Here is a 15,573-nt window from a genome sequence, read left to right as displayed (position 1 = left end):
CTGGTCTCCTTTTACACGATTGATATCCGTCCTGTCTCTGCCCATTCCGCATGGGATGCCTCCAGCTTGAAGAACGCTGCCGCAGCCTCCAGCTCCCTTGATTCCAGTCCCAGCTTCCCGGCGGCTTCCTTCAGCTTCTCAACTGCCAGCAGCTGCCCATGAACCGTAACCCCCAGCTCATTGGCCGCTGCCGCCGATTCCTCCGCCGCGGCAGAGATGCTTTCATTTGCCGTCAGGGTATCGCTTTTGGCCCGCTCCATACCTGCAATGCCTTCCACAATCCTTCTCATGTTATCATTCAGGTTTTCCACCTGCTCGTTCACTTCACCGAATACCTTTATTGTACCAGATAATGCCACCTCTTGGGAAGCCACAATATCTTCTGCCTGCCGCGCGGTATCCACGGTCCGCCGGGTCTGCTCCTGGATGCGGCTGATGATAGCACCCACCCTGCTTGCCGCCTGGGCAGATTCTCCGGCAAGCTTTCTGATCTCCAGGGCCACCACGGCAAAGCCCTTTCCCGCTTCTCCCGCCCTGGCCGCTTCGATGGAGGCATTCAGGGACAGAAGTTTTGTCTGCTCCGCAATGTCATTAATGGTTGCCATGATACCGCTGATTGCTTCGGACCTCTGCTCCAAGTCGGAGATGTCCCGAATAACGCTCTGTGTAACCTCCGCGGTTCCTTTCGCCTTTCTGCTCAGATCATGCACTGTCTCCATACCCTGCTCCAGCGTATTCCTGGTTTCGGCGGCAATCTGCTCCATCTCTTTTGTATTCTCATGCACTATGTTAATCTGCCCTGCCAGATTAGACATCTGCAGCAGACTGTTCTGCGTATCCTCTGCCTGCTGTGCGATTCCCTGCTCAATATTATTTACCGACCGGGAGATATCCCTGGCAGCCTGTAATAACTGTCCGGCGGTTTCTGTTACCTGGGAAGAGGACAGCGACACCGCGGCACCGGTTCCGGTCATCTTAACAATCAATTCCTGTATTCCCCCGATCATGTGGTTGATGCTGCTGCCCAAAATGCCGAATTCATCCCTTCGCCGGATATTCAGCAGACCGGTTAAATCGCCTTCCGCCACTCTGCCCAGGGTAACATTGGTCTGATGCAGAGCCCCGGAGATTCCGGCGGAGATAAAGGTTGCCACCAGAACCGCTATCAGAATCGCTATAACGACAATTGCGGCTGTAACACTGCGGATAGCAGCTACCTGGGATAAAATAAGGCTTTCGGGAATTAGGCTGCAGAGCATCGCACCGCCCTCTTTCAGCCTGTTATAGAGGAAAAGATAGGAGGAGCCTTCCAGTTCCACATATTCCGCTCCGCTCACCTCCCCGCTCTGTACCGCGCTGTGATAAAAATCCTGATTTAAAAAGGAAAGGGGGGAGGTCCCCCCTCCGCTGATAATTTCCCTGCCGTCACCGGACAGAAAAGCCGTATGGCTTCCCTCCCCAAAATCCGCCTCCTCCAGAGCCTCCGCAATAAAGCTCTTCTTTAAATCCGCGATGATATAGCCGGAGCGCTGGTTACGGGCATCGATAAAGGAGCTTATATAGGATAAGCTGTAGCTGCCGGTATTGGCAGCGCCGTTTTTACTGATCCGCTCATCCAGCCAGGGATGGGAGCCCACCCAGGCGGAGGTATTGCCCGACGCCGCCAGTTTTTGAAGTTCGGGGGAGACCTTGAAGGCCGCATAATCCTCCACCTGGAAGGTCCCGGAGCGGGTTACCCCTTTACCGTAGGCCGCAATAATATAGATCTCCTCCAGATACTGGTCTGCATTCCTCATATTGCGCACCTGGGTTCCTACTGCTTCCAGAAAGGTCATCTCATCCGCCGGCCTCTCCTTCAGAGCCCCGGAATAATATTGCTTTATCTCATTGCCAGATGCCAGCCCGGCGACCCTTGAGGCTATATTCTGCAGCTCCAGGGAAAAGAACTTACCCATCATGGACAAGCTTGTCCTGCTGGCAGCCTCATAGTTGCGGATAATTCCCCTGGACGCCGTGGAATAGGTAATTGTCCCCAATACTCCGATCAATAAAATCGGAATAAAAAATGCCGCCATGAGTCTTGCCCGTATTCCGAGCATCCGTCCTAATTTATTCTGCCTTTCCTTATGAAGTGAATTCATGTCATTTGATTTTTCTCTAACCTTATCCCTTCTCATTTTTTTCTCCTCATAAGTGCCCGAGGCCCATCAGCCATATTTCCGGACGATAAAATAAAGCATCATAATCACGAGAATCGCAATCAGGCTCCCGATAAGGATATCCAGGGTCTTCAGGGAAACCGGTATCTTATCATAAAGCTTCTCCTTTGCATTGCGTGTATCCTGCTCCTCATTCTTGATTCCGGCGTCCTCCTGCCTGTCCTTCTTCTCTTCGTCCATCCTGTTCTCCAATCCTAACCGCCGCTGCTTTGATCCGGCACCGTCATATTTATTGTACCCCAATCCTCCGGATTTCATTGCAATCCGGGAGTAACAACCGAACTTGTCCCATCTAATGCAAAAGGATATATAACCACTTCTGTAATTATACATCCCTGTTGCTTTATTCCTGATATTATCTCTTCGCTAAGTATTTTCTTAAGTCAAGCGCAACTGCAATAATAATCACAAGGCCTTGGACAATATAGGTATAGGAGGATTCCACACCCAGGAATTGGAGGGATATCTTAAGCAGTTCAAACACCAGCACACCGATGAGGATTCCGGATACCTTACCGACGCCGCCGTTGGTGGATACACCGCCGATGGTACAGGCTGCAATCGCTTCCAATTCGTAACCGGCACCCATATTAACGGAGGTTCCGCCGGATTTTGCTGCCAGCAGGATGCCTCCCACCGCATACAGCATTGCTGCCAGGGTATAGATGATGATTTTGGTTTTGCTGGTGTTGACACCCGCAACCTCGGCAGCACTTTCATTTCCGCCGATGGCATACATATATTTTCCATGTCTTGTCATATTAAAAAGCACCCACATGAAGGCCCCGAATACCACTGCAATAAATAACAGATAGGGAATTCCCAGGAAGGAACCGCTGGCGATATGGGAATAGTCCTTTCTCAGACCGCCGATGGGCTTTGCTCCGGTAAATACCAGACAGATCCCGTATACCAGGGTCTGCATTCCCAGGGTCGCAATAAAGGGCGGAACCTTCAGGAAGGAAATTACCGATCCGTTAATGAAGCCAAAGACTCCGCAGATGATAATCGTGAACAGGAACACAAGATAGAGATTGATCTCCGGCAGCTGCGGGAACAGCTTTGTACTAAAATCAGACCTCTGCAGCAGCACTGCGGCGATACAGGAGCCAAGCCCCACAATACGGCCGGCAGAAAGATCGGTTCCCTTCGTAATCAATGCTCCGCTGACACCAAGGGCAATAATAAAACGTCCCGCAGTATTCACGGAGAGATTCTTGAAATTGCTGACTGAGATAAAGTTCGGCTCACTGATGCCTACAAATACTACGATCAGGGCAATAATTAGTATAATCGCGTTATTCTCCAGAAAACGCCTTACAGATTTTGTGTTAATCGCTGCTTTATTCATATTTTTGTCCATGTATTTACCGCACAAATTACCATGAAAGTGCTGGCATGGACCCGGTCCCCCCTTCGTTTATTAATTCTATTTTTTGTCTATGCAAATTTGGTCGCCAAACTCATAATATTCTCCTGGGTTGCTTCTTCTTTCCCTACCTCACCGCTCACCCTGCCGTCACACATAACCAGAATTCTGTCCGACATACCGATCAGCTCCGGCAGCTCCGAAGAAATCATGATAATACTTTTTCCCTGCTTTGCCAGCTCGGCAATGATGGAATAAATCTCATATTTCGCCCCCACATCGATGCCGCGGGTCGGTTCATCCAGGATAAAGATATCAGGATCATTGGCCAGCCAGCGGGATATGATAACCTTCTGCTGATTTCCGCCGGACAGGGACTGTATCTTGGTTCTGCTGCTGGGTGTCTTGATGCTGAGCTTCTTCACATTCTCCTGCACCAGATTCTCGATTTTGCGGTGATTTAGAAACAATCCCATTCTCAAGTATTTGTTCAGGGAGGCAATGGAAACATTCTCTGCAATGGACAGCACTCCGAAGATACCGGTGGCACGTCTGTCCTCCGTCAGCAGGGCAATTCCCTGGTTGATCGCATCCTGGGGATGCTTGATTCTCACTCTCTTTCCCTTATAGGTGATGGTACCCTCCCGGATGCCGCGGATACCGAAGATTGCTTCAAAAAGCTCGGAACGCTGGGCCCCCACCAATCCGCCGATACCGAGTATCTCACCCTGGCGCAGTTGGAAGCTGATATTTTTAAAGGATTTTTCAGTGATTGAGGTCAGATCCTTCACCTCAAGCACCACCTCGCCCGGTACATTGGATTTGGGAGGATATAAATTCTTTAGTTCACGTCCTACCATTCTGGTAACAATCATATCAATGGTCAGTTCCTTTGCACCCCAGGTTCCGATGTACTGACCGTCGCGCATAATGGTAACATCATCGGAGATGCTGAGGATTTCATCCATCTTGTGGGAGATATATATAATGGAAATTCCTTTTTTTCTTAAAGAATTAATGATTTCGAATAGATTATCCACCTCATTCTGGGTCAGAGAGGAGGTCGGTTCATCCATAATTATAATTTTGGCATTAGCAGAAACCGCTTTGGCAATTTCGATTGCCTGCATCTGAGATACGGATAAGGCAGACAGCTTGACCTTGGGGTCGAAATTCATTTTCACTTCCTTCAGCAATGCTTCCGTATCCCGGTACATTTTTTTGTGGTCAACAATAAAACCGAATTTTCGGGGAAAATTACCGCAATAGATATTCTCAGCCACGCTTCTTTCCGGGATGGGCTGCAGCTCCTGGTGCACCATGGCAACACCCTTTTTCAATGCATCATAAGGATTGACAATATGCGTCGGTTCACCGTTTAATAAAATCTCACCTTCATCCTTGGAATAAATACCAAAGAGGCATTTCATCAAGGTAGATTTACCGGCACCATTCTCGCCCACAAGGGCATGAACCGTACCCGGTCTGACTTTTAACTGCGCATGATCCAGGGCCTTTACGCCGGGAAAGCTTTTGCATATGTCATTCATCTCTAACAAAAAGTCCGACATTGGTTAAACCTCCTATCAATGTATCCGTTGTGAACAACGTTTATAACCCCATGAGGGCTGCTGCAAAGCGTATGACTGGCTCTGCAGCAGCCTTCCGGAATTCTGGAACTATTTTGTAACCTTTACATAATCAACCGTATAATTCTTATCTAATGCTTCGCCCGCAACTGCCTTTACTGCAACATCCGCTGCGGTATGGGCCTGGCCGATATGGTCATTCAAAACGGTACCTGTGATTTCACCGCTTTTAACATAAGAAACTACTTCGTCAAGTGCATCCACACCCACCAGATAGATGTCCTTGCCAACGGTCCTTCCGGCGGACTGGATCGCCTGGCGTGCGCCGAGAGCCATAGCATCATTGTTACAGAATACAACCTCGATGGTATCACCGTACTGTGTCAGGGCTGCCGCTACGATTTCCTGTCCCTTTGCCTGGTCCCAGTCACCGCGCTGGGCAACTAATTCTTCCACCGCAATTCCTGCGTCCTTAAGTGCTTTAATGGAATACTCTGTTCTGTACTGTGCATCTACGTTCTCCGGATCACCGATTACCATGACATAGCTTACCTTGCCGTCGCCGTTGATATCACCCTTATTCTCTAAATCAACAATAATCTCACCCTGCATTGTACCGGACTGTCTTGCGTCCGCACCTACATATGCGATTCTGTCCCAGAGATCCAGGTCTTCGGCGGTGGGCTCACGGTTGATGAAAACACAGGGAATATTGGCATCCTTGCACATATTAATTACAGTGGAGGCCGCGGAGGACTGAACCAGATTTGCCACGATAACATCGTATTTATCCGCGATGAAGGTCTGAATCTGGTTGGTCTGCTCTGCCTGATCGTTCTTGCCGTCAACTACAGTTACCTCATAGGTAACCTTATCATTGCTTAATTCCTCTTTGAAATATCTCTCCAGCTCCTGCCGGTAAAGAGTCATGAAGTTATCGTCAAATTTGTAGATCGTAATACCTACCTTAACTGTTTTTGCTGCATCAGGAGCTTTCGTTGCCTCTGGCCCGGTTGTCGCGGCAGGGGATTTTCCTTCCGGCTTGGAGCCGCAGCCTGATAATAAGGCTGCCAGCATCACAACACTAAGTACAAGCACCATAAATTTCTTCATATAAATATCCTCCTTTTTGAAGCCCTCGCTTCGATTCTATACGGCATATGCCGTAATGTAAGTGGTCGGAAGCTGCTTTTTCGCTCCCGATAATGTAATTTTATTACACTTGGAATTATAACAAATACCTTTTAACAATAACATACAATTTTCCTCTCAGAACCCTCAAAATTATTTACTATTTATAATTTTCATGGATTATTTTAAATTTTATTGTATGTTTTTTATTACCTTACAGATTTCGATCTCTTACTTTCGTAATACTATATAAATGATAGCCTGATTAAAAGCCCGTAATCTATACATATTTCAATAAGGAAATAATACGAAGCATTCATGAGATGACAGGGCAATATAATTTGATTTTTTGAGGAAACAGTCGAATATATGCGTAGTTTTAAGACTTATATTGATATATAATGATTGTATCAGGGCAGCAGGAAGAAGGCTGCCGGAAACTGCCGCAGACTGAGCTGTAACGCAAAAGGCGCGGCATAATTAAGAAGAACATTGAAAGTGAGGTAAGGATATGTTTTATGAGAACAACAAGGTCTCAGAACTGAATATCGCCTACATCGGCGGCGGCTCCAAGGGATGGGCCTGGAGCTTTATGACGGATCTGTCCATCGATGATCAGATCAGCGGCACTATCCGGCTCTATGATATTGACCAGGAAGCAGCCCGCAGGAATGAGCTCATCGGAAACAGCCTGCTGGAGGATCCCGATCGTACAGGAAAATGGCACTATGTCACCTCTCCCTCTTTAAAGGAAGCCTTAACCGGGGCTGATTTTGTCGTCATTTCCATTCTGCCCGGAACCTTTGAGGAGATGCGTTCCGATGTGCATGCCCCTGAGAAATACGGAATTTACCAGTCCGTTGGAGATACTACAGGCCCCGGCGGCTTGCTCCGTGCTCTGCGTACCATACCTATGTTTGTGGAAATTGCCGAGGCAATCAAGGAATTCTCTCCCGATGCCTGGGTTATTAATTATACCAACCCCATGTCTCTCTGTGTGAAGACGCTGTACCATGTATTCCCCGGTATCAAGGCCTTCGGCTGCTGCCATGAGGTGTTCGGAACCCAGAAGCTGTTATCCGACATGTGCACCGAGCTGCTGGGGGAAGAGAATATTGAACGCAGTGAGATTCATGTTAATGTGCTGGGAATTAATCATTTTACCTGGTTTGACCGTGCTTCCTACAAGGGCTATGACCTGTTCCCCCTCTACCGCAAATTCGTAGATCAATATTATAATGACGGATATTCCAAGAAGGATGAGAACTGGATGAATTCACCCTTTGCCTGCAACCAGCGGGTCAAATTCGACCTCTTCCGCAACTACGGGCTGATTGCTGCCGCCGGTGACCGTCACCTGGCAGAATTCATGCCTCCCGTTTATCTTAAGAATCCGGAAGTGGTTGCATCCTGGGGCTTTTCACTGACCAGTGTGGATTACCGTATCGAAGACCTGCACAAGCGCATGGAGAAATCCGACCGGTATTTGAAGAAAGAATTAAAGCTGAATACCAAGCCCTCCGGGGAAGAAGGAATTCTTCTGATGAAATCCCTGCTGGGGCTGTACCGCACAGTCAGCAATGTAAATATTCCCAACTCAGGACAGATTGCCAACCTTCCTCTGGGCGCCATCGTGGAAACCAATGCTCTCTTTGAAAGAGATCATATCAGCCCTGTATTTGCCGGAGAGATTCCCGCGCCCGTACTGGAGCTGGTTCTCCCTCATTCACAGAATCATGACCGCATCCTGACGGCGGCTCTGACCTGTGACCGCAAGCTGGCTCTTGAGGCCTTCTGCAAGGATCCCCTGGTCACTCTGACAGAGAAAGAGGCTCTGCCCTTGTTCAACGAAATGCTGGAAAACACCCGGAAATACCTTCCGGGCCAATGGTTTAAGTAAGAAATCTCTTACGATACTTTAAGGGGGACAGCTCCAGGTACTTTTTGAATACCTTCTCAAAATAAGTAATACTGTCATAGCCCACAAGCCCGGCAATCTGCGTGATACTGAAATCGGTATTCTCCAGCATCTGCCGGGCTTCTTTGATGCGGACCGCATTGATGTATTCATTGACGGTAAATCCGGTGACCTCCTTGAAGCTGCGGCTTAAATAGCTCTTGCTCAAATAGAAGCTTTGCGCAATATCCGCCAGGGAAATATCCTGTTGGAAATTATGGGTGATGTATTCTGCAATTTCATTAATTTTCCGGTATTTCTCGGAGGATACCCCCTCCGCCTGCATGGCGGGGTTCTCGCCGCTCCTGCAGCGGTAGGCAAAGAGGATCAGCTCTGCCAGCCTGGCCTTCACCGTGAATTCATATCCGGTATGCTTCTTCGTAAGCTCGGAAACCAGATCGGAAAAGATTCCCTCCACGTACCTTTGACCCTGGTCATTTAATTCAACCACGCCAAAGTCCCTGGAAAAGAAGCTGCGGATGTCAATATTATCATATAAGCGGAAGATGTCCTCTAACGCCTCCTCCTTAATCAGCGTCAGAATCCGTTCATGATAAGCAGTGCCGCCCATGACAGTCTTGTGAATCTGATTGCGGTCAATCATTACCAGGCTGCCCTTCCGGATATCGTAAGCCTGGTTCTCGATAAAATAGCAGCGGTTGCCATTTACCAGGTAATAAATCTCATATTCGTTATGAAAATGCTTTGATGCCATGTTGAAGTCGGAATCCCGCTCCATTCGCTCTATCGAGACTCCGCCAATCTGACCGAAAAATATGATATGATCCATATAGATAACCATACATTATCAGCAATGTATGCCTTTCTCACTGTGTGCAAACTTTTTGCCTGCGGCTAACAGCAGCCGGTTATTCCGGCTCAAAAGCTCCTGCGTACATTTAACCGCAGGAAATCATCTGCCGGCCTCCGCAATATACTGATCCAGCAGCTCAAAGATCCAGCTCCTCAGGCTGGAAAAATGGTAGCCGGCTTCTTTTGCTTTCTCTACAATCAAGGAAAATTCTCCTCCATTGTAAGGGGCTTCCTCTCCGTCCTGACTAAGAATCGGTTTTTTACCTGCTCCGGCTTCCACATGGTCAAGGATTTCCTGTATCGCAATGCTTCCGGTGCTGCCTGCATTAACCGGCCCCACCACTGCCGTTTCCGCAATCCAAGCCAGAAAATCTCCTGCCTGGGAGGATTGAATAAATGCGATCTCTTCCCTCGGATCGTCTATCTTCATCGGTTTCTCCCTGACGATATGCTCTGCGTAAAAATACAGACGTTTGGTATAATCATCCGTTCCCGTCACATAGAGAAAACGGACTGCCGCAGAGGAAAGCTCCGGATAGACTTGGAACAGCGCACATTCTGCCTGCCGTTTAATCTCATCATAGGTATCATCCTGCCTTGTGCACCAACGAAGAGGATGGGACAGCGGACAAAAGTCCTCTTCCACGGTTCCAATACCAAGCGCCGGATAGACCGATGCACTGGAAGTGAGAATATATCTCTTACATTTTACCGCCTCCAGAAGGTATTTTACATCCAGAGAGCTATAGGCAATATTATCACATATTACATCATAGGACTGGTTATGAAAGGCGCTCTTTAGTGCCTCTGCTTCCGTTCTGTCAACGATAACCCGCTGAACACGGTCTCCAAATCCATCCCTGGCATTTCCCCGTGTTGCGATCGTGACCTGATGCCCATTCCTTAAAAGGGCCTCTACCATATGAATACCAAAGAATCTTGTTCCTCCGATCACCAATACCTTCATAAATTTTCAAGCCCCTTCCTGGTTCTTTTTCTAGTTCTTTTTTCTTTTTCTGTTTCTTATGAATTCTTTCTTTTGTTTCTGCTGCTTCTTTTTCTATTTCATCCAATGTTCCCTATAGCGTCCGGCTTACCAATTGTTCACGGCATACTCCGCGAAGGAGACCAGTTTTTCTATTTTTAATTCCGTACCGTCCTCCAGAACTGCCCGGCCTGTGAATTCTCCGAACATCTGATGACAGCAGTTATCCACCCATAACAGCTTGGTTTTGGTTGTTCTGTCATATCTGGGCGTCAGGACTAAATCAAGCTTTCCATCCGTATCATGGATATGCCAGGGGCACATATAGTCCGAACCCAGCTCAAAGCTCACCTCTCCCAGCTTACAGATATCATCTCCGTAAAATAGAATATTTTCAGTGGCATGACTGGTATTTCCAAAGCCGCAGCCCAGGTTAAAGCCGAATATCCGATTGTTCACCAGCCCTGTTCCGTTGCTCCAGTACCATTCATTATGGAATGGCCATACTCCCCTGCCCCAGTCAAGCAATCCATAGGAATCTGCGGAAGAGAAGCAGTATTGCTTCTCACCATACCTTACAACGCCCTCAGCCGGCATGCAGTTAATCTTGTGGTTATAATAGAAAGCCGTCGGGGATTCATCAAAGGGTATATTGATTACCAGAGAATTCCGGTTTTGTCTGGTCAGAGTTACATCTGCTTCAAAATCCTCCCATTTACAATAAAGACGGCGCACATCGCCCTTGACCTCAAAGAATATCTCACCGCCCTTTTTCTCATATCTGACCACATGATCCTTCTCCGCATCCTCCGGCAGATGCAGCGACCCAAAGGGAAGGACCAAAAAGGTGCCTTTTTCCGCAAGGCGCTCTCCCCTTTCAAAATCAAAGAACATGATACCGGCCTGACCCGCATAAGCGGCATGGCCAATGGTAAATTGCAGGCACATCCTCCGGTCAGTTATCTGATAAAAATCCCATTCCTTAATCCGAAAACAGGATGCTTTAATCGCTTTTCTCCGGTATGTCAGAATGCTTTCTGTAGAATAACCGGGATAAGGCGAGCCCTTCTTATCAAGGACCGGCCCGGGCTTCTCAAATTTTATCTGTGTCATAAACTCTCCTCTCCTCCCTTCCGATTCGCTGCTTTCCGCTTACGCAGCAGCTTTCCTGCAGGCAGCATGGGCAGAAAAGTAGCCAGTGTTAACACGGAAGATACCGCAAACAGGATTTCATTCGGAATACTTCCCTCCACTCCGTCTACCACCGCACTTGTACCATGATAGGTAATAATATAATTCGAAATCATCGGCCCGATGATCATTGGGATACAGACAAAGAACAATTGCTTAATTCCCTCAAATTGTCCCCGCTGCTCCTCGGGATACAGGTTCTTATACCAGGCAGTCAGCGTCTGCAGGATGACCACATATCCCGCACCGGTGAGCAGCATGCCCGCCGCCAGCATAATCATATGCCCGCTCATGCTTATGGTAACCAGCCCAAGGGTATTCACCAGCAGCGCAAATGCGATAACCCTGATATTATCTCCTCTGTCAATCAGGCGGGCAGCAGGTATGGTCAGCCCGACTGCCGCCAGCAGGCTTACCCCCTGAATGAGACCCGTCATGGTATAATCCATTCCCAGATAATTCACAAAATAAATGTTAACATAGGGAAAATACACATTAAAGCCGATAAAATATACCATCATGACTACGAACACCCAGAACAGCTCCCGGTTCTCTCTTACGGTACGGTAGCGGAACACGCTGAAAAACTGCCGCCAGAAGCCCCCGGGATCCTTCTTCGCCCGGAGTGCCGGCGCATCCTTCAGTGTAAATAAGGTGAACACTCCAATGGCGGTTACCAGTCCGCCGATCATGATGAAGAAAGCAAAGAAATCCAACCGGTCTATAATAATACCCGATACCACGGAGCCAAAGATCGTCGCGAGAACCGGCATCGTTGCAAAGGCTCCTCCAACCTGTCCCCGGTTCGTCTCATTGGAGATATCCGTTGTCCAGGCACAAAAACCGCTGTCGTATCCGACGGAGCCAAAAAAGCTCATAATTGCATCCATACCGACTACAAAGCAGCCTGCGGCAAATACCGAATGAATCGGCAGAAATTCAGATACCCCGAACGCAATCGTGAAGATTCCCCACAGGATATATCCTATTGCAATAAACGGCTTGCGCTTTCCCCTCCGATCGCCCATTGTTCCGATTAAAAAAGTGGCAAAGGTGGTGACCGCGGCACTGACACCCACCATCCAGGAGATGATATCCGGATTAGGCGCTATTTTGGCATAGACAAAGGAGTTAAACCATGCATTTTCCACATTCCAGCACAGCTGCCCCGCCATCCCCAGGATCCATATCAAAGCCCAGTTCTTTCTGCTGATTTTCTCCATTTTATGTATTCTCCTTATCTCCTTATTTCTTTTACTTCCCTTTCCGGTTATGGATTATGATTACTATATACAAAAATTAGATTTCCATAAGGACTTTTACTATAATTACCACAATTATACCCCTTATTCCTCCTTACTGCAAACAGTGTTTTTCTGTTTGAATCAAAAAAGGCGCTGCTTTAAGCGCCTTTCCTTCTAAAAAGAGGTTCTATAATAAATGATACAGCTTACATCAATTGATTATAGATCCGGTCCAGGGTTTCCTCAAGTGAAGCATGATATTCTGTCGTTCCGAAATCCAGCATGATCTTGCAGGACTTGTCCGTAATCAGCTCCATATTGTCCTTGAGATACTTCTGAAGCTTATGGGTTACCTTGATGGCAGGCACCAGCCCGGTCTCAGGCAGTACGACCAGAAGATGCTGGGCATCCCAACGGCCTACCAGATCCAGCTTGCGCAGATGGCTGATCAGCAGCTCCCCCATGGATTTGGCCACCCGGTTGACCACCTCCTGCTCCTCCTGGGGATTCACCAGCTTAACCAGGGTGATTTCGCACAGGAGCAGGGAGAAGGGATTGCCATATCGGTTATGGCGCGCTATCTCCCGTTCGATGTTCTCCAACAGCCCTCTCTGATTCGTCAGTCCGGTGGTGCTGTCTATTCTGATATGATTCTCCATCAGCTCATCCAGAGCCGTTTTCGCATTGAGAAGTCCTCTCAGGTCATTGAATTTATTAATCATGGGCTCCAGCTTCTCATAGCCGAGATAGACTCTCCACTGTTCCTTTTCCAATATGATCAGCTTGGTAAGGCTGTCCTTCTGGGGCATATCCATGACAATATTATATTCCACGGTATTTACGCTGAATTCCAGGACATCGCTGAAGCTCTTTCCCTGCAGCATTTTGTTCTTATATACGCCGTAAAGATCACATTTGAATTCCTTCATGGTGTAGACCTTGGATACCGCTGTCTGCCAATGGATGAAATCATCCCTGGTAATATTGCGCTTATCCGTGTCGGATATCATGTCATAGCATTTGGAATATTCATTTTTCATGATATGTCGGAAGTACTGCTCCAGCAGCGCTTTGGCAGACAGAAATCTCATATCGCCCTTTGCCTGACGGTCGCCGGATGCAGCACCGGCAGCGAACTGGGAAGCTTTTGCATTGGAAGAGGGAGACTTCGCACCGGCAGAGGCTGTCTGGGCACCGGCCTGGGGTGCCGGACGGAGATTCCGGTTCTCCCAGAGCCGGGTATATTCCTTGCGCTTCTCCGGATCGCTGAGAATAGAATAAGCCTCGTTGATCAGCTGCATTCTGTCATCATTATCATTGCCCGGCCTTACATCGGGATGATATTTGCGCGCCAGCCGCTTATAAGCGCTTTCGATAATCTCCGGCTCCGCCTGGTAATGAACCTGGAGGATCTTGTAATAGTCATTGGTTTGCTGCATGCCTTCACCGCCTTATCACCTTATCATATGAATCTGTTGGTTGGTATCATCTTCCGAATTCGGACAGCTGCAGCCCTTTGTTACGGTCAAGGGCGGTCTGAATGCTCCAGTTATGAACAAAGAGAAGCAGCGGATTCCCTTTCAGGTCCTTCACCTTCTTTGTATCCGAGGACACACTGAGTTTGCTGACATCAATATCCTTATTCTCCACCCAGCGGATGAATTCATAGGGCAGGGGCTCCATTCGGATCTCCACCCCGTATTCGGATTCCAGACGGAATTTCAATACATCAAATTGCAGGGTGCCTACCACCCCCACGATGATTTCCTCCATGCCGGTATTATACTCCTGAAAGATCTGGATCGCTCCCTCCTGGGCGATCTGGGATATTCCCTTGAGAAACTGCTTTCTCTTCATGGTATCCACCTGCCGCACCTTGGCAAAATGCTCCGGTGAGAAGGTGGGAATTCCCTCATAGGCAAATTTACAATCCGGTGTGCACAGGGTATCTCCGATGGAGAAGATCCCAGGGTCAAAGACTCCGATGATATCTCCCGCATAAGCCTCCTCAATGATGGTTCTCTCACTGGCCATCATCTGCTGGGGCTGGGACAGACGCAGCTTTTTATTTCCCTGGACATGGTTTACTTCCATTCCCGCGCTGAATTTGCCGGAGCAGATTCTCATGAAGGCAATCCGGTCCCGGTGTGCCTTGTTCATATTGGCCTGTATCTTGAATACGAAAGCGGAAAACTCGTTCCCCAGAGGGTCAATGGCCCCCTCGGTGGATTGTCTCGGCAAGGGCGAGGTAGTCATGGACAGATATTTCTTCAGAAAGAACTCCACTCCGAAATTGGTCAAAGCCGAACCGAAGAATACCGGTGTCAGCTTGCCGCTCAGCACCTGGTCAATATCGAATTCGCTGCTGGCGCCGTCGATCAGCTCGATTTCCTCCGACAGGATATTGTGATTCTCTCTGCCGATCAGTTCATCCAGCCCCGGATCACCCAGCTCCGCCTCCACCGTTTCAACCTCCTTCATGCCGTTATGGGCGGCATAAAAGCGGGAGATATGCTTCTTCTCCCGGTCATAGACTCCTTTAAAATTCTTGCCGGAGCCGATGGGCCAGTTGATGGGACAGGTGCGGATTCCGAGAACGCTCTCGATCTCATCCAGCAATTCAAAGGTGTTCCTGGCCTCCCGGTCCAGCTTATTAATAAAGGTAAAGATGGGAATTCCCCTCATGACACATACCTTAAAAAGCTTCTTCGTCTGAGCCTCCACGCCCTTAGAGGCGTCGATTACCATGACCGCCGAATCCGCCGCCATCAGGGTGCGGTAGGTATCCTCCGAGAAATCCTGGTGCCCCGGCGTATCTAATATATTGATACAATAACCGTCATAATTAAATTGCATTACGGATGAAGTAACCGAGATACCACGCTGCTTCTCGATCTCCATCCAGTCGGACACCGCGTGTTTGTCCGTCTTCTTGCCCTTAACGGAGCCGGCAAGGTTAATCGCTCCTCCGTACAGCAGCAGCTTCTCTGTCAGCGTCGTCTTGCCTGCGTCCGGGTGGGATATAATTGCAAAGGTCCTTCTTTTCTTTATTTCTTCGGTATAATTACCCAATGT

General features: G+C 48.4%; 12 protein-coding genes. 1 reads left to right on the top strand and 11 read right to left on the bottom strand.

Translation table 11 applies throughout. From position 1 onward, the window contains the following. Nucleotides 1-11 precede the first annotated feature (11 nt). The 5 genes from HNQ56_RS16615 to HNQ56_RS16595 all read right to left on the bottom strand — a co-directional run bounded on the left by HNQ56_RS16615 (nt 12) and on the right by HNQ56_RS16595 (nt 6,290). The gene (locus HNQ56_RS16615) at nt 12-2,177 is read right to left on the bottom strand and encodes a methyl-accepting chemotaxis protein (RefSeq protein WP_429148580.1); all 2,166 of its coding nucleotides are present in this window, start codon (nt 2,175-2,177) and stop codon (nt 12-14) included. Nucleotides 2,178-2,207: 30 nt separating this feature from the next. Beyond that, nucleotides 2,208-2,462: a hypothetical protein gene (locus tag HNQ56_RS16610; RefSeq protein ID WP_429148578.1), complete on the bottom strand. Its 255-nt coding sequence runs from the start codon at nt 2,460-2,462 to the stop codon at nt 2,208-2,210. 112 nt (nt 2,463-2,574) lie between these two features. Beyond that, the gene (locus tag HNQ56_RS16605) at nt 2,575-3,582 is read right to left on the bottom strand and encodes an ABC transporter permease subunit (RefSeq protein WP_429148577.1); all 1,008 of its coding nucleotides are present in this window, start codon (nt 3,580-3,582) and stop codon (nt 2,575-2,577) included. A gap of 77 nt (nt 3,583-3,659) precedes the next feature. After that, a complete protein-coding gene (locus HNQ56_RS16600) occupies nt 3,660-5,159 on the bottom strand; it encodes a sugar ABC transporter ATP-binding protein (RefSeq protein ID WP_429148575.1) in 1,500 nt (499 codons plus the stop codon). 108 nt (nt 5,160-5,267) lie between these two features. After that, nucleotides 5,268-6,290 carry a galactose ABC transporter substrate-binding protein gene (locus HNQ56_RS16595; RefSeq protein WP_429148574.1) on the bottom strand — a complete coding sequence of 341 codons (1,023 nt, stop codon included), beginning with the start codon at nt 6,288-6,290 and terminating at the stop codon, nt 5,268-5,270. A 529-nt stretch (nt 6,291-6,819) separates the two neighbouring features. On the opposite strand from HNQ56_RS16595, the gene HNQ56_RS16590 reads away from it, so the two are divergent. After that, nucleotides 6,820-8,208 carry a family 4 glycosyl hydrolase gene (locus HNQ56_RS16590; RefSeq protein WP_429148572.1) on the top strand — a complete coding sequence of 463 codons (1,389 nt, stop codon included), beginning with the start codon at nt 6,820-6,822 and terminating at the stop codon, nt 8,206-8,208. Here the strand turns inward: HNQ56_RS16590 and HNQ56_RS16585 are convergent. The 6 genes from HNQ56_RS16585 to HNQ56_RS16560 form a co-directional block, all read right to left on the bottom strand. After that, the gene (locus HNQ56_RS16585) at nt 8,201-9,055 is read right to left on the bottom strand and encodes an AraC family transcriptional regulator (protein ID WP_429148570.1); all 855 of its coding nucleotides are present in this window, start codon (nt 9,053-9,055) and stop codon (nt 8,201-8,203) included. The two genes, HNQ56_RS16590 and HNQ56_RS16585, sit on opposite strands and share 8 nt — an antisense overlap. A 123-nt stretch (nt 9,056-9,178) precedes the next feature. Continuing rightward, nucleotides 9,179-10,045: an NAD-dependent epimerase/dehydratase family protein gene (locus HNQ56_RS16580; RefSeq protein ID WP_429148568.1), complete on the bottom strand. Its 867-nt coding sequence runs from the start codon at nt 10,043-10,045 to the stop codon at nt 9,179-9,181. Between the two features lie 126 nt (nt 10,046-10,171). Then, the gene (locus tag HNQ56_RS16575) at nt 10,172-11,176 is read right to left on the bottom strand and encodes a DUF2804 domain-containing protein (RefSeq protein ID WP_429148567.1); all 1,005 of its coding nucleotides are present in this window, start codon (nt 11,174-11,176) and stop codon (nt 10,172-10,174) included. Further along, a complete protein-coding gene (locus HNQ56_RS16570) occupies nt 11,173-12,477 on the bottom strand; it encodes an MFS transporter (protein ID WP_429148565.1) in 1,305 nt (434 codons plus the stop codon). The genes HNQ56_RS16575 and HNQ56_RS16570 overlap by 4 nt, the downstream gene beginning before the upstream one ends. A gap of 227 nt (nt 12,478-12,704) precedes the next feature. Continuing rightward, complete coding sequence (locus tag HNQ56_RS16565; RefSeq protein WP_429148563.1) at nt 12,705-13,937, bottom strand: DnaJ domain-containing protein; 1,233 nt, start codon at nt 13,935-13,937, stop codon at nt 12,705-12,707. Between the two features lie 46 nt (nt 13,938-13,983). Next, entirely contained in the window at nt 13,984-15,570 is a 1,587-nt protein-coding gene (locus tag HNQ56_RS16560) for a peptide chain release factor 3 (protein ID WP_429148561.1), read from the bottom strand. Nucleotides 15,571-15,573 lie beyond the last annotated feature (3 nt).

It is taken from the genome of Anaerotaenia torta (genome assembly GCF_050433395.1).
GTDB classification, from domain to species: Bacteria; Bacillota; Clostridia; order Lachnospirales; family Lachnospiraceae; genus Mobilitalea; species Mobilitalea torta.
The sequence above is the reverse complement of the archived record's forward strand: the minus strand, read 5'-3'. Positions and strand labels throughout refer to the sequence as shown.

Coding starts and splice junctions, on each gene's coding strand:
- HNQ56_RS16615 (WP_429148580.1), bottom strand. CDS start 2,177: ATGAGAAGGGATAAGGTTAGAGAAAAATCAAATGACATGAATTCACTT.
- HNQ56_RS16605 (WP_429148577.1), bottom strand. CDS start 3,582: ATGGACAAAAATATGAATAAAGCAGCGATTAACACAAAATCTGTAAGG.
- HNQ56_RS16600 (WP_429148575.1), bottom strand. CDS start 5,159: ATGTCGGACTTTTTGTTAGAGATGAATGACATATGCAAAAGCTTTCCC.
- HNQ56_RS16595 (WP_429148574.1), bottom strand. CDS start 6,290: ATGAAGAAATTTATGGTGCTTGTACTTAGTGTTGTGATGCTGGCAGCC.
- HNQ56_RS16590 (WP_429148572.1), top strand. CDS start 6,820: ATGTTTTATGAGAACAACAAGGTCTCAGAACTGAATATCGCCTACATC.
- HNQ56_RS16585 (WP_429148570.1), bottom strand. CDS start 9,055: ATGGATCATATCATATTTTTCGGTCAGATTGGCGGAGTCTCGATAGAG.
- HNQ56_RS16580 (WP_429148568.1), bottom strand. CDS start 10,045: ATGAAGGTATTGGTGATCGGAGGAACAAGATTCTTTGGTATTCATATG.
- HNQ56_RS16575 (WP_429148567.1), bottom strand. CDS start 11,176: ATGACACAGATAAAATTTGAGAAGCCCGGGCCGGTCCTTGATAAGAAG.
- HNQ56_RS16570 (WP_429148565.1), bottom strand. CDS start 12,477: ATGGAGAAAATCAGCAGAAAGAACTGGGCTTTGATATGGATCCTGGGG.
- HNQ56_RS16565 (WP_429148563.1), bottom strand. CDS start 13,937: ATGCAGCAAACCAATGACTATTACAAGATCCTCCAGGTTCATTACCAG.